Genomic DNA, 13,365 nt, shown 5'->3' with positions numbered 1-13,365 from the left:
GCGTGCTCCTTCTTCCCTTGCCCGATCAGATGATCGGGGTGCTCCAGCTCTTGGGCGTGACGTAAGGGCTCGTGAGGGTGGTGACGTCGGCGTCGCCGACGGTCAGCCGCAGACCCGCGGCGGCCAGGTCGGCGTCCATGCGCGCCAACCCCAGGGGCGCGCCGAGACCGATGCTGTGCACGGCGTGGACCACGACGCCGACCTGCTCGCCGTCCACGGTGACCGGGGTGCCGGCCGCGGGGACGGTGTCGCCGCCGGAGAACCCGACGGTGCGGCGGGTCGCGCCGCCGGAGAACGCGGCCAGCACCGCGTCCCGGCCGATGAACGACTCCTTGGTGATGTCGACCAGCCAGTTCGCGCCCATGGTGAGGACGTCGGCGCCGTCGGCGTGCTCGTGGTGGGTGGGCTGGCGGACCTCCAGCATCGCCAGCTCCAGCGCCTCGTGGCCCGCCGGGGTGGCCTGCTCGACGGCCTTGGCCCACAGCGTGGCGGCCTGGTCGCGCGGCACGAGCACCTTGTAGCCGTACTCGCCGGTGACACCGGTGCGGGCGAACAGCACGTCCACGCCGTCCCAGGTGGTGTCCACGACGGACTCGAACGGCAGCGCGGCCAGCTCGCCGTCGACCAGGCGGCCGACGACACCCCACGCGTAGGGGCCTTCCAGGCCCAGCAGGACCCGCTCGCCTGCCAGGTCCTTGATCTCGACCCGGTCGTCGCCCGCGACGGACCGCAGGTGCTCCAGCAGGCGGGCGCCGCCGCCCACGGAGCTCTCCACGAGCATCCCGTCCTCACGGCCCCACACGACGACCTGGTCCACGACCAGGCCCTGCTCGTCCAGTACGAGGCTCGTCATGCAGCGTTCCGAGGTCAGGTACTCCACGTCGCGGGCCAGGACCCGCTGCATGAAGTCGGTCGCGTCGGAGCCGGAGACCTCCAGCACGCGCGAACCGGACAGGTCCAGCACCGCGGCGCGTTCCCGGATCGCGGTGTACTCCTCATCGAGCGTGGTGTAGCGCAGTGCCACGTGGGCTTCCTGCGCGGCGCCGTACTCGGTGCCCTCCGGGTGGACGGCGGCCAGCGGCGAGGTCAGCGAATCCATGGTGTTGTCAGGCCCTTCCGAGTGAGCTGCTGGGATCGGCGATGGTGAGCGAGCCTTCGGCGGCGACCTGGCCGTCGACCTTGGCCTCGACCTTGAACTCGCAGAACCCCGCACCGCCGGCGGTGCGTCGTGCGGACAGCACGATCTGGTCGCCGGGCACGATCGGCCGGCGGAACCGCATCGACCGCACCCCGGCGAGATAGCTGATCCGGCTGGAGCCGGCCAGGGAGAAGATGACACCGGACAGCTGCGCCATGGCCTCGATCACCACGACGCCGGGCAGCACGGCCTCTTCGGGGAAGTGGCCCTGGAACCACAGTTCGGTGCCGGTGACGTTCTTGATCGCCACACCGCTCACGCCCGCGTCGATCTTCTCGACCCGGTCCAGCAGCAGCATCGGCCACCGGTGCGGGAGCAGTTCGCGGACCTGGTCGTTGGTCAGCGCCGAGGTCTCGCGGGGGCGGGTGCCGTTGCGCATCATGCCCCGGTCAGCGAGTTCGCCTCGGCCAGCTTCGGGTTGACGTGGTCGGCGAGCCGCGACACGGACCCGAACACCGACATGTCGCTGTCGTAGAGCGCCACGCCGAACTCGGCCTCGATCGCCACGTACAGCTCCAGCACGTCGAGGCTGTCCAGCTCCAGGCCGCGGCCGAACAGCGGCTGGTCGTCGGTGATCCAGTCCGGCTCGATCGGCAGGTCGAGGCGGGACACGATCATCTTCTTGATCTGGGCGCAGGTCTGCAGGCGCGCGGCCGCCGTGGCGCGCAGTTCGTCGATGCTCAACTTCATCTCCCGGTGGATGGGTGTCAGGCCAGCCCGCCGCCGTTGGCGACGAAGGTCTCGCTGGTGATGTAGGAGGCGCGGTCCGAGGCGAGGAACGTCACGAGTTGCGCGACCTCCTCGGGCGTGCCCATCCGGCCCAGCCGGATGCGCGACTCGTACTCCGCGCGGATCTTGGCGGGGATCGACTTGGTCATGTCGGTGGCGATGAACCCCGGCGCGACGCAGTTGGCGCGCACCCCGTGCGGGGCGGCCTCGTTGGACAGCGCCTTGGTGAAGGCGATGATCGCGCCCTTGGACGCGACGTAGTTCGTCTGGCCGGGGAAACCGCCGTCCAGGCCGCTGGACGACGACAGCGTCACGATCGCCCCACGCCGCTGGTGCTGCATGATGCGCAGCGCCTCGCGGCAGGCGAGGAACGTGCCCGTCATGTTGACGTCCATGGTCTCGCGGAAGTCCTTGCTGCCCATGACGACCATGAACCGGTCACGGGTCACGCCGGCGCTGGTGACCAGGACGTCGAGCCGCCCGTGCTCGGAGCGCACCGCCTGGAACATGGCGCGCACCGCGGCCTCGTCGGTGACGTCGGCGCCGGCGGTGCTCGCGCTGCCGCCGTCCGCCTCGATCTGCGCGACCAGTTCCTTGGCGGGCTGCTCGGACCTCGAGTAGTTGACCACCACGTGCACGCCGTGGGAGGCGAGGTCGAGGGCGACCGCCCGGCCGATGCCGCGCGACCCGCCGGTGACCAGTGCTACCGAGCCTTCGGTGAACATTCGGCGACTCCAGCATCTTCGTTCGGGAGCGTCTGCGCGCTGCGGCGGCCGGTCCGCCTCAGGTAGCGCAGGACGCTAACGAAGCGCCATATCGGAGCTCTTTCACATCGTTATCCATCGTGTTGACCCGGTCACGGGACGTGCGCGACGCTGCGGCCATGAACGAGGTCGAGGTCGATGTGCTCGTGGTTGGCGGCGGGCCGGTCGGCCTGTCCGCGTCGGTAGAGGCGTCCCGTCACGGGCTGTCCTCGGTCTTGGTCGAGCGGCACGCCGGCACGTCGATCTTCCCCAAGGCGCGGCTGATGTCGACCCGCACGATGGAGCTGGTGCGCGCGTGGGGCATCCAGGACGACGTGGAACGGGTCGGGTTGCCGCGCGAGGAGAGCCTCGCGGTGGGGGTGGGTTCGTCGCTGCTGGCCGACGACTTCCACCACCAGGTCGCGGAGATCGCCAACGACGCGCCGCAGAGCCCCACGTACTCCTACATCTGCGCGCAGGACAAGTTCGAGGTCGTGCTGCGCGCCCTCGCCGAGTCGCAGTCCGGCGCGGACGTCCGGTTCTCCACCACCATGACCGAGCTGACGCAGGACGCGTCGGGGGTGCGGGCCGTCGTGGAGTCCGGCGGCCGGTCGACGGTCGTGCGGGCACGTCACGCGGTGGCCGCGGACGGTGGCCGCAGCGGCGTGCGCAAGGCCCTGGGCATCGGCGTGCAGGGCCCGCCGCCGCTGGGCCACATGGTGAGCATCATGTTCGAGGCCGACATCGCGCACCTGCTGCGCGACCGGATGTGCGCGCTGTACTTCCTGCGCAGCGCCATCCCGTGCGCGGTGGAAGCGGTCGACAACGACCGCCGGTGGATCGTGCAGACCGGCTACGACCCCGCCGACGGTGGCAGCATCGACGACTTCACCGACGAGTTCTGCGTGGAGGTCGTCCGCTCTGCGGTGGGGCTGCCCGACCTCGACGTCAGCCTCATCGGGGTGTCGCCGTGGCTGCAGCAGGCGATCGTCGCCGAACGGTTCCGCGCCGACCGCGTGTTCCTCGCCGGCGACGCCGCGCACGTGTCCACCCCGCAGGGCGGGTTCGGCATGAACTGCGGCATCCAGGACGCGCACAACCTGGTGTGGAAGCTGGCGGCGCGGCAGCGGTGGGGCGCGGGGGAGGCGTTGCTGGACAGCTACACCGCCGAACGGCACCCCATCGGCGAGCGGACCGTCGAGGAGAGCCTGCGCAACGCCCTGATCACGTTCGACATGATGGAGGGCAAGCTCAGCATGGCCGAGTCGCTGAGCCTGCAGGCCGGGCGGCGCAGCGTCGAGGGACTGGTGCTGGGCTTCCACTACGACTCCACCGCGGTCGTCCCCGACGGCACCCCTGCCCCGGCGCCGGAGAACCCCTACCGCACCTACGTGCCGACCGCCCGTCCCGGCCACCGCGCGCCGCACGTGTGGCTGGACCGCGCGGGCAGCCGCGTGTCCACCCTCGACGTGCTGGGTGTCGGGTTCACCGTGCTGACCCCCGCCGGGAGCGGCTGGGCGCAGGCGGCGAAGGAGACCGACACGGGGGTGACGGTGGACGCGGTGGAGATCTCCGCCGACGGTTCCGCCGCGATCGACTCCCCGGACTGGGCCGATGTCTACGGGGTGGGTCCCGCCGGCGCGGTGCTCGTCCGCCCGGACGGCCACGTCGCCTGGCGCACCACCTCGCCGGCCACCGCCGACGCAACCGCCACCCTCACCGCGACGCTGAACACCGTCCTGGCCCGCTGACCCGGCCGACCGGACACGAACACGGACACACCGGTGCCCCTCACCCCGCACAACACAGGGGGGAGGGGCACCGGCCCGCCACCGCACTCCAAGCTCAGAACGCGCGCGTTGTCCACTCGGGCACCGCGAGTCGCGCGGTCCGGGCAAGCCGCAGGCCGTTGGACGGCAGAGAGTCGGACGGCAGAGAGTCGGACGGCAGAGAGTCGGACGGCAGAGAGTCGGACGGCAGAGAGTCGGACGGCAGGCCGCTAGACGGCGGCCACGAGTCTGCCTCGCCCCGATCTGCCCCGACCCGGTGGCGGCCACACCCGCGCCGCGGCCGTCCGCAACGACAGCGGGTTGCCGTCCGCCGCCGACACGAGCCGACGCGCCTCGTGCGGCTGCTGCGCCACCCACTCCTGGCCGAGCAGCATCACCAGCAGGTCCCACGACTCGGCCGAGCACAGCGGTTCCACGTACAGCCGGTGCGCGCCGTGCCGCACGACCAGGTCGTCCAGCGGCCCACGACCGGTGACGATCACGCGGCTGTGCGCACCGCCGGGCAGCAGCGGCAACACCTGCGCGCTGTCCGCGGCGTTGTCCAGGAACACCAGCACCCGCCGGTGGGCGACGCTGCTGCGGTACAAAGCGACCTTCTCGGCGAAGTCCACCGGGATGGTCCGCACCCCCAACGCCCGCAGGAACCGGTCCAGCACCGCGCTCGGGTCCACCGGCGCCCCGGTCCGGTCGTGCAGATCGGCGTGCAACTGCCCGTCGGGGAACCGGTCGACGTACCGGTGCGCCCAGCGCAGCCCGAGCGCCGTCTTGCCGACCTCGCCCTCGCCGACCAGCACCACGGTGCCCGCCGCGTCCGGACCGGCGCGCAACGCGTCGTCGACGAGCTCCAGCTCCTGGTCACGGCCCGCGAACGGCCGGGGCGGGTGCGGCAGTTGCGACGGCGGCGGCATGACCACCACCGGCTCCTGCGGCGCCACAGGCACCGCAGGAGCCGCAGCGGGACGGCGGCCCGTCAACGCCGGCGAGTCCCGCAGGATCTGCTCGTGCAGCCGGCGCAGCTCCGGGCCCGGCTCCAACCCGATCTGCTCGATCAACGTGCGCCGCGCCTCCTGGTAGGTGCGCAGCGCGTCCGCACGCCGCCCGGCCCGGTACTGGGCCAGCATCAGCTGGGCGCGGACGCGTTCCCGCAACGGGTGCTCCGCGACCACGACCGCCAGCTCCTCGCCGACGCGCACGTGGTGACCCAGCTCCAGCTCCACCTCGGCCCACGTCTCCACCACGTCCAGCCGGCCCTGTTCGAGCCGGGTGGAGTCGCCGCGCAGCCCCGGCAAGTCCTCCAGCGGCGCGCCACGCCACAGCGACAGCGCCTCCCGCAGCAGACCCGCCGCGCCGCACAGGTCACCGTCCGCCGCGGCGGACCGGCCCCTGGCCACGAGGTGGTCGAACCGCAGCAGGTCCGACTGGTGCGACGCCAGCCGCATCACGTAGCCGGGGCTGGCGGTGGTGATCACCCCGCGTCCGCCCAGGCCGCGGCGCAACCGGTGCACCACGATCGCGATCTGGCTGCGCGCGCTGCTGGGCGGCTCGTCCTGCCACACCGCGTCGATGAGTCGGTCCACGCTGACCACCCGGTTGGCGTCCACGACCAACCGGGCCAGCACGGCCTTCTCCCGGGGGCTGCCCACCGCCACGGACGCGCCGTCGGCGACGGCCCGGATCGGCCCGAGCACACCGAACTCGACCGCGTCGTCCATCAACGACTCCTGGCGAGGAACTTCTCGATCTCGTCCGCCGCACGACCGGCGCCGCCCGCGTCGCGCACGTCGTCACGCATGCGCGCGGCGGACGCGGTGATGCCGGCGTCCCCGATGACCGAGCGCACCAGCTCCAGCAGCTTCGGCGCGGTCATCTCCTCCGGCGGAACGCTCGCGCCCAGGCCCAGCTCCACGATCCGGTCGGCGGTGGGCCGGTCCAGCGCGGAGGTCGGCACGACCACCATCGGCACGCCGGAGCGCAGCGCCTCCATCACGGTGCCCATGCCGCCGTGGGTGACGGCCAGCACCGCGTGCTCCAGCACGGTCGCGTGCGGCACCCAGCGGTGCACCTCGACGTTGTCGGGCACCCCGCCCAGCGACGCCGGGTCCATGCCGTCGGCCACGGTCATCACCACGTGCCACGGCTGCCCCGCGAACGCCTCCAGGGACGCCCGGAAGAACCCCTCGTGCTGGTTGAACACCGCGCCCAGCGACACCAGCACCACCGGCAGGCCACTGGCCGGCGGCGCCCAGTCACCCAGGAACGACCGGTCGCCCACGCACGGCCCGACGAACGCGAACCGCTCGTCGAACGTGTCGCCCGCGTACTGGAACGACCGGGGGATGGTCACCACGTTGGAGTCCGGGACCTCCCACCACAGCTCCTGCGGCGCGACGTCCAGGCCGTGCTCGGCGGTCAGCGCGCCGATGCGTCCCAGCATCTCCACCACCCACGGCGGCGGCCCGTCCGACACCGGCGGCGCGGCCGGGACAGGGGAGCCGGACGCGGCGGAATCGGATGCGGGCGACTCGGACGCGTACATCGACTTCAGGTAGGAGAAGTGCGGGTTCGACGCGAACACCGGGATCAGCTGCGTCGCGGGCCGGCCCCACTTGCGGGACAGGATGCGGCCCGCGTAGAGGATCGACGTGTCGTAGACGACGTGGTCGGGCACGTCGCCCGACAGCAGCTCGTCGGCCGCCCGCAGCATCCGCGCGCTCTCGTCGAGCAGCAGCGTCAGCAGGTACAGCGGGTTCTCGGCGACCTGGCTGAAGTCGGCGTCGCGGTAGCGGGAGTCGTAGGTCAGCACGGTCGCGCCGGTGTCGGCGACGGCGCCGCGCATGCTCTCCGCGGTCAGGTAGGTCACCCGGTGTCCGCGGTCGACGAGCTCGGCGACCACGGCGAGGTTCGGGATGACGTGCCCGTGATCGGGGTGGCACAGGAAGAGGAAGTGCTGGTGTGACATGCGGGTCCCTGCGTTCTTCGGCGGCGGAGGGATCGTCCTTCGGCGGTATCCGGCCCCAGCGGCGGCCCCACCTGGGGATTCGCCGCGACGGGCCGGATCGGTGGTCACCGTAGGCGCGCCTGATCGGGCCCGGACACCCCTAACGGCGCACCCCTTAGCCGGGGTCCGTCCGGCGCAGGTCGGCGGTTCCCGGCGCAGGCAGGAACCTTAGGGGTTACCCCTTGCGCGAGGCGGGCACGACGATCCCCCCAAGCCACCGACGACCCCCAGTGCGCGCGCACGGGAAGGACCGCAATGACCGTTCTCGTCTGGAACTACCTGCACGAATACGAGGCCGAGCGCAAGGACATCCTCGACGCGGTGGAGACGGTCTTCTCCTCGGGCAAGCTGGTGCTCGGCCCGAGCGTGTCGGCGTTCGAGGCGGAGTTCGCCGCCTACCACGGCGTCGCGCACGGCGTGGGCGTCGACAACGGCACCAACGCCATCAAGCTGGCGTTGCAGGCGTTGGGCGTGGGACCGGGCGACGAGGTGATCACGGTGTCCAACACCGCCGCGCCGACGGTCGTGGCGATCGACGCGGTCGGCGCCACCCCGGTGTTCGTCGACATCCGCGCCGAGGACTACCTGATGGACACCACCGCGGTGGCCGCGGCGATCACCCCGCGCACCAAGGCGCTGCTGCCGGTGCACCTGTACGGGCAGTGCGTGGAGATGGAGCCGCTGCTCGCCCTGGCGCGGGAGCACGGCCTGGTGGTGATGGAGGACTGCGCCCAGTCCCACGGCGCACGCCACCACGGCCGCATCGCAGGGTCGATGGGGGAGGCCGCGGCGTTCTCCTTCTACCCCACCAAGGTGCTGGGCGCGTACGGCGACGGCGGCGCGGTGATCACCGGCGACGACACCACCGCGGCCAACCTGCGGCGGGCCCGCTACTACGGCATGGAGAAGACCTACTACGTGGTCGACACCCCGGGCCACAACTCGCGGCTCGACGAGGTGCAGGCCGAGATCCTGCGCCGCAAGCTGGTGCGGCTGGACCAGTACATCGCCGGACGCCGCGCGGTGGCGGCCCGCTACGCCGAGGGCCTGGCCGACACCGACCTGGTGCTGCCGGCCATCGCCGAGGGCAACGACCACGTGTACTACGTGTACGTGGTGCGCCACCCGCGCCGTGACGAGATCATCGAGGCGCTCAAGGCCCACGACATCGCGTTGAACATCAGCTACCCGTGGCCGGTGCACACGATGTCCGGGTTCGCCCACCTCGGCTACGAGGCGGGCAGCCTGCCGGTGACGGAGAAGCTGGCGGGGGAGATCTTCTCGCTGCCGATGTACCCGTCGTTGCCGACGGGCGTCCAGGACCGGGTGATCGAGGCCCTGAAGTCGGTGCTGGCCGCGCTGTGACGAGCCGGCTGTGACGCGCCGTCGGGGGTCCTGGACCAACCAGGACCCCCGACGGCGTCCGGCACCGGCCGGGTTGACCGCCGGTACGTTCAGCGCCGGCCGTTCAGCGCGGCAGGAGGCTCGTCAGGCACAGCAGCAGGCTGCGGGCCTGGATGTTGACGTAGAAGCTGTGCCGCAGCAGCTCCACGTACTGGTGCAGCGCCAGCCACCGGTAGTCCGGGTCCGCCGGGTCTGTCTCCAGCTCCGTCTCCACCACCATGTACCGGTTGCGGGCGTGGAAGAACCGGCCGCCCTCCTCGGACAGCACCACGTCGAACCGCACCCGCTCCGGATCCGCGCCCAGCACCTCCGACAGGTGACGCGGACGCGCCCCCTCGGGCAGGTGCGCGTAGTTGTCCGGGTCGCACTGCACGGTCGGGCCCAACTCGGTGGTGTCGGCGTAGCCCGGTTCGGTGCGGGCGTGGGTGAGCACGTGCAGCACCCCGTCGATCGGCTTGACCAGGAACGCGATCACCCCGGTCCCCACCGGCTCGATCATCGGCTGCGACCAGCGGCCCACCTCACGGCCACCCGCCTCGACGTCCACCCCGATGACCCGGAAGAACCGGCCCGACTCGTGCGCGATCCGCCCGTCCGCGTGCGACCAGCCCGGCACCTCGGCCAGCGGACCGCGGTCCACCCGCAGGTCGGTCCGGGTGCGGACCTCGGTGATCCAGCTCAGCACGTCACCGGTGGTGTGCGCGGTCGGCGCCTCCTGGTCGAACGAACGCAACAGCGCCGCGGTGAACGCGTCCCGCGCCCGCAGCGTGTCCCGCAGCGCCGCGCCGACGATCGGCACGCACGACAGGACCGTCCGGGCATCCATGTTGACCAGGTCCGGAACCGACAGAAGCTCGCCGATCTGGCCCAGCGTCAACCAGCAGAACCCCTCCGCGGCCTCCACGTCGCCGTCGACCTCGACGACCATGTTCCGGTTGCGCTTGCGGTAGAACCAGGCGCCCTGCTCCGACTGGCGGATGTCGACCACCGTGCCGGACCCCGTCACGTCCCGGAAGTGCTCCAGGTACGGCACCGGCCGCCCCTGGTGCACCCGCGTGTAGTTGCTGCGCGTGGCCTGCACCGTGGGGGACAGCTGGAACCCGTTCGGGTTGCCCGGTTCCTGCTTGGCCTGCATCAGCAGGTGCGGCACCCCGTCGATCTCCTTCACCAGGATGCCCAGGATGCCGATCTCGGGCTGGTTGATGATCGGCTGCGACCAGCCGGGCACCGCCGTACCCGGCAGGTCCACGTCCAGGCGCTCGACGCTGAAGAACTTCCCGGTGGAGTGCCGCAGGTTCCCGGTGGCCGGGTCGCGGTCCCAGTTCGGCAGTCCCTCCAGCGGCGCGCGCCGCACCTCCATCCACGCGTGCCGGCCCATCCCGGCCAGCCACTCGTGGAATTGCGCGACGTCCCCGAATTGCGCGCCCGGCGCGTTCAAAGATTCGGAGAGGCGCAGGTTCACCGCACGCCGCGAAGGGGCGACCATGGAATACTCCTCGTCCGTTCAGCCCCGGTCCGGCGCCAGGTCCGACTGCAGGCACTCCTGATATTCGGGCAACAACCCCGCCGCCCGCGCCGCGGCCAGCGACACCGCGTCACGATCACGTTCGGACAACACCGGAGCAGACGAATCCGACCACGGCAACCCCAATTCCGGATCCAGGGGTGACAGCGCCAGTTCGTTCACCGGGTCGTAACCGCGGGAAAGCAGGTAGCAGACCGCCGAGTCGTCCTCCAGGGCGGTGAAAGCATGCCCCACCCCCGTCGGCAGGTACACGCCCCGGAAGTCCTCACCGGACAGCTCCATCGCGTCCCACCTGCCGAAAGTCGGCGAACCGACGCGCAGGTCGACCACCACGTCCAACACCCGACCGCGCGAGCAGTGCACGTACTTGGCACATCCCGGGGGAGTGCGGGTGTAATGCACACCGCGCAGCACACCCCGCCGCGACGTACTCGTGCTCAGCTGCGCGACGGGGAACAAAGGTCGGCCCACCGCAGCCTCGAACGCATCCCGCTGGAACGGCGAGACGAACAGACCACGGTGGTCCGGGAAAACCTCGGGCACAAATTCAAAAGCGCCTTCGACGGCGAGTTCCCGTGCTTTCACGCCCACTCCTCGGAGAATTCCGCGGCGGATGACGCTGCCGCAGCGGGACTGCCGAACCAGCATGTCGGCGAGCGGGCACCGGGTCAAACGTCGTCAATACGACAGGGGTGCCTCCGACGGAACATAGGGGGGCCGGGCGGTCATCGCCTCGACCGTTCGGGCGAGTCCCTCGACCCACCCCACCCGCGCGCGCCAGCCCGTGACGGCGTGGAACGCGCCCGGATCGGCCACCAGGCCCCGCAGGTCCATCGCGGTCGCGTGCGCCGGCGCCGGCACCGACACCACCGGCGCCGCCGGGCCGCCCGACTCGCGGGCCACCGCGTCCGCCACCCCGGCGAACAACTCCGCGACCGCGACACCCTTCCCGCTGCCCAGCAGCCAGTGCCGCCCCGCGAGCCGGTCGGCGTGCGCGATCGCGGCGGCGAACGCGTCCGCCACGTCGTCGACGAACACCAGGTCCCGCAACGCCGACCCGTCGCCCCACACGGTCAACGGCTGCCCCGACAACGCCCGCCGCGCCATCGCGCTCACCACACCGCGGTCCTTCGGACCCGGCCCGAACACCGTCGGCAGCCGCAGGCTGATCCCACGCACCCCCGCCGTGCCCAGCACGACCCGCTCCGCCGCGTGCTTCTGCCGGTCGTAAGGGGTGTCCGGGAAGTCCTCCTCCGAACCGTCGACCCGCTCACCGGCCCGCGGACCGACCTGCGACGTCGAACCGGGGAACACCACGACCTGCCCGTCACGACACGCCTCGACCACGGCCCGGACGATCCCGACGTTCACCCGCTCGGCCGCCGACTCGCCGTCCCCCTCCGCGACCCGCCAGCCCTCCGCACCGTTGAACAACACCAACGGCAGCACCACGTCCGCACCCGCGACCGCCGACGCCACCGCACCGGGACCGGTCAGGTCCAACGCCCGGACCTCCACCCCCGACGGCGCCTCCAGGCCACCCTCCAGGCCACCACGGGACACCAACCGCAGCCGCACGTCCTCGTCCACCAGCCGGCGCACCACCGCCGACCCCACGAACCCCGACGCGCCCAACACCGCCACCAGCGGCGGGGCGGACCGCCCGGAACCGGCGACCCGCCCCCCGTCCCCACCGGGAAGCCACTCAGACAACACGGACCTCGGGCACGTACAGGATCCACTTGCCGCCCGCGTCCCGGAACGCCTGCTCCTTCGCCATGATCTCCTCGGCGTGGTTCCACGCGAACAACAACGCGTAAGGCGGGTAGTCCGCCGCGAACGCCTCCGGCGCGCGCACCGGGATGTGCGAACCCGGCGCCAACCGGCCCTGCTTCGCCGGCGTCGTGTCGCTGATGAACTCCACGTGCTGCGGCCCGATACCGCACAGGTTCGTCACCGTGGCGCTCTTCGCCGTCGCCCCGTACCCGACGACCCGCGCACCCTGCTCACGCAGCTCCTCCAACAACGCGGGCAGATCCGTGCGGACCCGGTCGACGGCCTTCGCGAACCCCTCCAACGTCGCCGCCGAACTCAACCCCCGCTCCGCCTCCTCCGCCAACAACGCCTCCACCGCGGGCGCCACCGGCCGCGCGCCGGCCTTCGCCAACGTGTACCGGACCTCCCCGCCGTGCACCGGCAGCCGCTCCACGTCCACCAGCTCCAGCCCGCTGCGCGCCGCCATCTCCCGCACCGACCGGGCCGTGAAGAAGAAGAAGTGCTCGTCGTACACCTGGTCGAACGACGTCCGCGTCACGATGTCGCCGAAGTACGGGTCCTCGAACACGAACACCCCGCCCGGCGCCAGCAGCGTCCGCACACCCTCCAGGATCGAATCCATGTACGGGATGTGGCACAACGTGTTGGCCGCGTAGATCACGTCCGCCGGCCCGTCCTCCGCCAGGATCGACGCCGCCGTCGACGCCTCGAAGAAGTCCTTGCGCACCCGCACCCCGTCGGCCGCCGCCAGGTCCGCCACCCCGCCCGACGGCTCCACCCCCAGGTGACGCCGCCCCGCCGCCGCGATCGCGCGCAGCATCGTCCCGTCGTTGCAGCCCAACTCCACGATGAACGAATCCGCCCCCGACAGCTCACCGCCCAGGAACCGCTCCGCCAACGCCGCGAAGTGCGCCCGCATCACCGACGAACCACGCGAGATGTACGGGTAGTCCTCGTGGAACATGCGGTCGCGCGGCACCTCCTCCATCAGCTGCACCATCGTGCAGCCGCCGCAGGCGCCCATCGCCAACCGGTAGAAGAACTCCTCCGACGAGTCGTCCGGAGTCCGGAAGGCGTCGGACAGCGGCTGACGGCCGAAGTCGAGGAACTCGCGGACCTCGCCGCCGCAGATCCGGCACGCGGTCGAGTCGGACATGGGTCTCTCCCTGGAGGTGTGGTGAACCGCTGATCGGTCCGTTGAA

The 13,365-nt window shown here is 71.7% G+C and carries 12 protein-coding genes; 2 read left to right on the top strand and 10 right to left on the bottom strand.

What is annotated here, in order from left to right:
- Positions 1 to 25 precede the first annotated feature (25 nt).
- From ACRAKI_RS18565 to fabG, 4 genes are read right to left on the bottom strand one after another with little or no spacing between them, the layout of a single operon-like run.
- A complete protein-coding gene (locus ACRAKI_RS18565; protein ID WP_447001765.1) occupies positions 26 to 1,099 on the bottom strand; it encodes an aminomethyltransferase family protein in 1,074 nt (357 codons plus the stop codon).
- Between the two features lie 7 nt (positions 1,100 to 1,106).
- Positions 1,107 to 1,580: a 3-hydroxyacyl-ACP dehydratase FabZ gene (fabZ, locus tag ACRAKI_RS18560; protein ID WP_447001764.1), complete on the bottom strand. Its 474-nt coding sequence runs from the start codon at positions 1,578 to 1,580 to the stop codon at positions 1,107 to 1,109.
- Entirely contained in the window at positions 1,577 to 1,888 is a 312-nt protein-coding gene (locus tag ACRAKI_RS18555) for an acyl carrier protein (RefSeq protein ID WP_184919269.1), read from the bottom strand. The genes fabZ and ACRAKI_RS18555 overlap by 4 nt, the downstream gene beginning before the upstream one ends.
- A 17-nt stretch (positions 1,889 to 1,905) precedes the next feature.
- Entirely contained in the window at positions 1,906 to 2,652 is a 747-nt protein-coding gene (gene fabG / locus ACRAKI_RS18550; protein WP_447001763.1) for a 3-oxoacyl-ACP reductase FabG, read from the bottom strand.
- Between the two features lie 158 nt (positions 2,653 to 2,810).
- Here fabG and ACRAKI_RS18545 point away from each other — a divergent pair, with 158 nt between their 5' ends.
- Positions 2,811 to 4,421: an FAD-dependent monooxygenase gene (locus ACRAKI_RS18545; RefSeq protein WP_447001762.1), complete on the top strand. Its 1,611-nt coding sequence runs from the start codon at positions 2,811 to 2,813 to the stop codon at positions 4,419 to 4,421.
- 248 nt (positions 4,422 to 4,669) lie between these two features.
- On the opposite strand, the gene ACRAKI_RS18540 is transcribed toward ACRAKI_RS18545, so the two are convergent.
- Complete coding sequence (locus tag ACRAKI_RS18540; RefSeq protein WP_447001761.1) at positions 4,670 to 6,172, bottom strand: BTAD domain-containing putative transcriptional regulator; 1,503 nt, start codon at positions 6,170 to 6,172, stop codon at positions 4,670 to 4,672.
- Positions 6,172 to 7,419 carry a macrolide family glycosyltransferase gene (locus tag ACRAKI_RS18535; protein ID WP_447001760.1) on the bottom strand — a complete coding sequence of 416 codons (1,248 nt, stop codon included), beginning with the start codon at positions 7,417 to 7,419 and terminating at the stop codon, positions 6,172 to 6,174. Before ACRAKI_RS18535 ends, ACRAKI_RS18540 begins: the two co-directional genes overlap by 1 nt.
- Before the next feature lie 294 nt (positions 7,420 to 7,713).
- On the opposite strand from ACRAKI_RS18535, the gene ACRAKI_RS18530 reads away from it, so the two are divergent.
- A complete protein-coding gene (locus ACRAKI_RS18530; RefSeq protein ID WP_447001759.1) occupies positions 7,714 to 8,823 on the top strand; it encodes a DegT/DnrJ/EryC1/StrS family aminotransferase in 1,110 nt (369 codons plus the stop codon).
- Positions 8,824 to 8,926: 103 nt separating this feature from the next.
- Here ACRAKI_RS18530 and ACRAKI_RS18525 read toward each other — a convergent pair whose 3' ends face one another.
- From ACRAKI_RS18525 to ACRAKI_RS18510, 4 genes are all read right to left on the bottom strand, one after another.
- Entirely contained in the window at positions 8,927 to 10,348 is a 1,422-nt protein-coding gene (locus ACRAKI_RS18525) for an NDP-hexose 2,3-dehydratase family protein (protein ID WP_447001758.1), read from the bottom strand.
- An 18-nt stretch (positions 10,349 to 10,366) separates the two neighbouring features.
- On the bottom strand, positions 10,367 to 10,972 hold the full coding sequence (locus ACRAKI_RS18520) for a dTDP-4-dehydrorhamnose 3,5-epimerase family protein (protein ID WP_447001757.1): 606 nt from the start codon (positions 10,970 to 10,972) through the stop codon (positions 10,367 to 10,369).
- A gap of 93 nt (positions 10,973 to 11,065) precedes the next feature.
- Complete coding sequence (locus ACRAKI_RS18515) at positions 11,066 to 12,100, bottom strand: NAD-dependent epimerase/dehydratase family protein (protein ID WP_447001756.1); 1,035 nt, start codon at positions 12,098 to 12,100, stop codon at positions 11,066 to 11,068.
- Positions 12,093 to 13,319 carry a methyltransferase domain-containing protein gene (locus ACRAKI_RS18510; protein WP_447001755.1) on the bottom strand — a complete coding sequence of 409 codons (1,227 nt, stop codon included), beginning with the start codon at positions 13,317 to 13,319 and terminating at the stop codon, positions 12,093 to 12,095. Before ACRAKI_RS18510 ends, ACRAKI_RS18515 begins: the two co-directional genes overlap by 8 nt.
- Positions 13,320 to 13,365: the final 46 nt, after the last annotated feature.

The sequence above is a fragment of the Saccharothrix isguenensis genome (assembly GCF_052936305.1).
The sequence above is the reverse complement of the archived record's forward strand: the minus strand, read 5'-3'. Positions and strand labels throughout refer to the sequence as shown.

Coding starts and splice junctions, on each gene's coding strand:
- ACRAKI_RS18565 (WP_447001765.1), bottom strand. CDS start 1,099: ATGGATTCGCTGACCTCGCCGCTGGCCGCCGTCCACCCGGAGGGCACC.
- fabZ (WP_447001764.1), bottom strand. CDS start 1,580: ATGATGCGCAACGGCACCCGCCCCCGCGAGACCTCGGCGCTGACCAAC.
- ACRAKI_RS18555 (WP_184919269.1), bottom strand. CDS start 1,888: ATGAAGTTGAGCATCGACGAACTGCGCGCCACGGCGGCCGCGCGCCTG.
- fabG (WP_447001763.1), bottom strand. CDS start 2,652: ATGTTCACCGAAGGCTCGGTAGCACTGGTCACCGGCGGGTCGCGCGGC.
- ACRAKI_RS18545 (WP_447001762.1), top strand. CDS start 2,811: ATGAACGAGGTCGAGGTCGATGTGCTCGTGGTTGGCGGCGGGCCGGTC.
- ACRAKI_RS18540 (WP_447001761.1), bottom strand. CDS start 6,172: ATGGACGACGCGGTCGAGTTCGGTGTGCTCGGGCCGATCCGGGCCGTC.
- ACRAKI_RS18535 (WP_447001760.1), bottom strand. CDS start 7,419: ATGTCACACCAGCACTTCCTCTTCCTGTGCCACCCCGATCACGGGCAC.
- ACRAKI_RS18530 (WP_447001759.1), top strand. CDS start 7,714: ATGACCGTTCTCGTCTGGAACTACCTGCACGAATACGAGGCCGAGCGC.
- ACRAKI_RS18525 (WP_447001758.1), bottom strand. CDS start 10,348: ATGGTCGCCCCTTCGCGGCGTGCGGTGAACCTGCGCCTCTCCGAATCT.
- ACRAKI_RS18510 (WP_447001755.1), bottom strand. CDS start 13,319: ATGTCCGACTCGACCGCGTGCCGGATCTGCGGCGGCGAGGTCCGCGAG.